At 47.1% G+C, this 4,187-nt stretch carries 4 protein-coding genes and 4 tRNA genes; 1 reads left to right on the forward strand and 7 read right to left on the reverse strand.

Annotated features, from left to right (window positions below; all coding sequences use genetic code 11):
* The 5 genes from ACUU1M_RS19055 to ACUU1M_RS19075 all read right to left on the reverse strand — a co-directional run.
* A partial coding sequence (locus ACUU1M_RS19055) for a GTP-binding protein (protein WP_000031661.1) occupies positions 1–210 on the reverse strand: 210 nt, incomplete at its 3' end.
* Between the two features lie 114 nt (positions 211–324).
* A tRNA-Thr gene (locus ACUU1M_RS19060) sits at positions 325–400 on the reverse strand.
* Positions 401–406: 6 nt separating this feature from the next.
* A tRNA-Gly gene (locus ACUU1M_RS19065) sits at positions 407–481 on the reverse strand.
* 116 nt (positions 482–597) lie between these two features.
* Positions 598–682: transfer RNA gene (locus ACUU1M_RS19070), tRNA-Tyr, on the reverse strand.
* An 8-nt stretch (positions 683–690) separates the two neighbouring features.
* Positions 691–766, reverse strand: a tRNA-Thr gene (locus tag ACUU1M_RS19075).
* A 361-nt stretch (positions 767–1,127) separates the two neighbouring features.
* Between ACUU1M_RS19075 and coaA the strand changes: the two genes are divergently transcribed.
* Positions 1,128–2,078, forward strand: coding sequence for a type I pantothenate kinase (gene coaA / locus ACUU1M_RS19080; protein WP_000023083.1), 951 nt, complete (start codon positions 1,128–1,130; stop codon positions 2,076–2,078).
* Between the two features lie 28 nt (positions 2,079–2,106).
* Here the strand turns inward: coaA and birA are convergent, their stop codons facing one another.
* Together birA and murB are read right to left on the reverse strand one after the other, a co-directional pair.
* Positions 2,107–3,072, reverse strand: coding sequence for a bifunctional biotin--[acetyl-CoA-carboxylase] ligase/biotin operon repressor BirA (birA, locus tag ACUU1M_RS19085; RefSeq protein ID WP_152029053.1), 966 nt, complete (start codon positions 3,070–3,072; stop codon positions 2,107–2,109).
* Positions 3,069–4,097, reverse strand: a complete 1,029-nt coding sequence (murB, locus tag ACUU1M_RS19090; protein WP_001016669.1) for a UDP-N-acetylmuramate dehydrogenase — start codon at positions 4,095–4,097, stop codon at positions 3,069–3,071. Before murB ends, birA begins: the two co-directional genes overlap by 4 nt.
* Positions 4,098–4,187: the final 90 nt, after the last annotated feature.

Below are 4,187 nucleotides of genomic sequence, written 5' to 3' on the forward strand. Positions count from 1 at the left end.
GTATTCAACGTGAGAAGTGTTGATGGTGATACCACGAGCTTTTTCTTCCGGCGCGTTATCGATCTGGTCGAATGCGCGAGCAGCACCGCCGTAGGTTTTAGCCAGTACGGTAGTGATTGCAGCGGTCAGCGTTGTTTTACCATGGTCAACGTGGCCGATAGTACCGACGTTAACGTGCGGTTTTGTACGTTCAAACTTTTCTTTAGACATCGATTGTCCCTCTAAGACACGGATAAATCGGTGATATCACCACATCAACCAGGCAACATGCCCGACTTGTTGAATGCAATAAACAGAAGGAAAAAACAGGGAGGAGAAAAGAAGTGGTGCTGATAGGCAGATTCGAACTGCCGACCTCACCCTTACCAAGAGTGCGCTCTACCAACTGAGCTATATCAGCACATCTTGGAGCGGGCAGCGGGAATCGAACCCGCATCATCAGCTTGGAAGGCTGAGGTAATAGCCATTATACGATGCCCGCATCCTAGAACTCGGCTACCTGATTTTCATTCTGCACTGAATATCGAGAGAAGCTCTCTTTATTCGAGCCGGTAAGTGAACTTATCGTCTCGGGCTACGCCATCGCGTGGCCGAAATTGGTGGTGGGGGAAGGATTCGAACCTTCGAAGTCTGTGACGGCAGATTTACAGTCTGCTCCCTTTGGCCGCTCGGGAACCCCACCGGACTTGATGGTGCCGACTACCGGAATCGAACTGGTGACCTACTGATTACAAGTCAGTTGCTCTACCTACTGAGCTAAGTCGGCATCAAGTAGCGCGCATTCTATGGAGACATGCGAGTTCATGCAACTAAAAAATTGCATAATTTGTTTTATTGGTCACATTTTATGCTACACGATGAAGAAACAGCCGAACGGAGGGCAGATTAGCACACTTTTTCAACATCATTGTGCTCAACAATGCGCTCCTGCTAAACCATAATTCTTTTTATCAGATGGAATATCTGTCACATTGCTTTTCAACGATAGCTTCCTGGCAGAGATTTTTTCTTATTATTCCTCCCCATCTGGTGTTACCCTCCTGCCCATTAACCCATTCAACAGAACTGTGACGCGCCATGGCAAATATCGCTTTGCCGATAGAGCTATGACCGCCAGAAACATGCTTATGAGTATAAAAGAGCAAACGTTAATGACGCCTTACCTACAGTTTGACCGCAACCAGTGGGCAGCTCTGCGTGATTCCGTACCTATGACGTTATCGGAAGATGAGATCGCCCGTCTCAAAGGTATTAATGAAGATCTCTCGTTAGAAGAAGTTGCCGAGATCTATTTACCTTTGTCACGTTTGCTGAACTTCTATATAAGCTCGAATCTGCGCCGTCAGGCAGTTCTGGAACAGTTTCTTGGTACCAACGGGCAACGCATTCCTTACATTATCAGTATTGCTGGCAGTGTCGCGGTGGGGAAAAGTACAACCGCCCGTGTATTGCAGGCGCTATTAAGCCGTTGGCCGGAACATCGTCGTGTTGAACTGATCACTACAGATGGCTTCCTTCACCCTAATCAGGTTCTGAAAGAACGTGGTCTGATGAAGAAGAAAGGCTTCCCGGAATCGTATGATATGCATCGCCTGGTGAAGTTTGTTTCCGATCTCAAATCCGGCGTGCCAAACGTTACAGCCCCTGTTTACTCGCATCTTATTTATGATGTGATCCCGGATGGAGATAAAACTGTTGTTCAGCCTGATATTTTAATTCTTGAAGGGTTAAATGTCTTACAGAGCGGGATGGATTATCCACACGATCCACATCATGTATTTGTTTCCGATTTTGTCGATTTTTCGATATATGTTGATGCACCGGAAGACTTACTTCAGACGTGGTATATCAACCGCTTTCTGAAATTCCGCGAAGGGGCTTTTACAGACCCGGATTCCTATTTTCATAACTACGCGAAATTAACTAAAGAAGAAGCGATTAAGACTGCCATGACATTGTGGAAAGAGATCAACTGGCTGAACTTAAAGCAAAATATTCTACCTACTCGTGAGCGCGCCAGTTTAATCCTGACGAAAAGTGCTAATCATGTGGTAGAAGAGGTCAGACTACGCAAATAATTTGCAGGGGAGCGAATACTCCCCTTTCTTATTTTTCTGCACTACGCAGGGATATTTCACCGCCCATCCAGGGTTTTATTATTCCATCCTGCTCAAGTAATAAAGCCCCCTGTTTGTCTATTCCGCGTGAAATGCCAAATATTTCTTTATCACCAATGATAAGTTTCACTGGGCGATTAATAAAATTATCCAGCTTTTCCCAGAGCGACAGATAAGGTGCCAATCCTTCTTGTTCGAAGAGTTCCAACGCAGCACGTAATTCACGTATTAGCATGGCCGCCAACGTATTACGATCAAGATTGATCCCCGCTTCCTGCAGCGTGATCCACCCCTGATTAACGACACTCTCTTCAACACGGCGCATTGCCATGTTGATCCCGGCTCCAATGACTATTTGCGCCGCATCGCCAGTTTTGCCAGTCAGCTCCACAAGAATGCCTGCCAGCTTGCGATCCTGCAGATAGAGGTCATTAGGCCATTTGACACGAACTTTATCTGCTCCCAGCTTGCGTAATACTTCCGCCATCACGATACCGATAACCAGACTTAAACCAATCGCCGCCGCCGGGCCTTGTTCCAGACGCCAGAACATCGACAAATATAAGTTTGCGCCAAAAGGCGAAAACCATTTCCGCCCCCGGCGACCACGGCCAGCCTGCTGGTATTCTGCAACACAGGCATCGCCCGATTTAAGCTCTCCGATACGAGAGAGAAGGAACTGATTCGTGGAGTCAATAACTGGCAGCACGGCTACACTACCGCCATCCAGCTGACCCAATATCTGTTCAGCATTAAGTAACTGGATGGGCTCAGGCAGGCTGTATCCTTTACCCGGAACGGTAAAGACATCAACGCCCCAGTCACGCAGTGTCTGAATGTGTTTATTAATAGCCGCCCGGCTCATTCCCAGCGTTTCACCCAACTGCTCGCCAGAGTGAAATTCACCGTTCGCTAACAGGGCAATCAATTTCAGTGGCACGGTGTTATCCTTCATGAAATTGTCTCCACTGCGCTCACTTCACCTGATGCACCAATAAAGCGGACTTCAGGCTCAAGCCAGACATTAAATTTTTCACCCACTTTTTGTCTTACATGGTGTGCCAGTTGCACCACATCTTCGCTTTTTGCATTGTCTTCATTAATGAGAACTAACGCCTGTTGACGGTGCACCGCAGCCCCACCCATTTGCATCCCTTTTAGCTGGCACTGATCAATAAGCCAACCTGCTGCCAGTTTTACTGAACCACCCGCCTGGGGGTAATTTGGTGCTGTTGGAAATTGCGCCAGTAATGCTTTAGCCGTTTCGGCAGATACAACAGGGTTTTTGAAGAAACTACCGGCATTGCCATTCACTTTTGGATCAGGGAGTTTGGTGGTGCGCATATGACACACCGCATTAAATACTTGCTGTGGCGTTACTGTTGTAGGATCCAGACGAGTTAAGTCACCATACGTTAGTACAGGTTGCCACTCTTTTGGCAGACGCAGACCTACGGCTACAATGGCGAAGCGATCCTGGTATTCATGTTTAAAAATACTGTCGCGATAGCCAAAACGGCACTCTTTGGCAGTTAAGCGCACTTGCTTGCCTGTCGCCAGTTCAACACAATCAACATAAGCGCAAACTCGCTGTAATTCTACGCCATAAGCACCAATATTCTGGATAGGTGATGAGCCGACACAACCAGGAATTAATGCCAGATTTTCCAGACCAGGCATACCTTCCTGCAAAGTGTATTTTACCAGGCGATGCCAGTTTTCTCCGGCTCCTACATGTAAATACCACGCATCAGGTTCATCATGAATTTCGATACCTTTGATCCGGTTGATGATCACCGTGCCGCGATAGTCTTCCAGAAAAAGTACATTACTTCCTTCACCCAGAATAAGAACGGGTTGTCCTTCTGCGGTTGCATGCTGCCAGGCATTGAGTAATTGTTGTTCGTCTTCGGCACATACAATGTGCTGAGCATTATGATCAATGCCAAATGTGTTCCAGGGTTTTAAGGAGTGGTTCATAGCTGCTTTCCTGATGCAAAAACGAGGCTAGTTTACCGTATCTGTGGGGGGATGGCTTGTAGATATGACGACAGGAAGAGTTTGTAGAAA

The organism is Shigella sp. SIG6 (genome assembly GCF_053555815.1).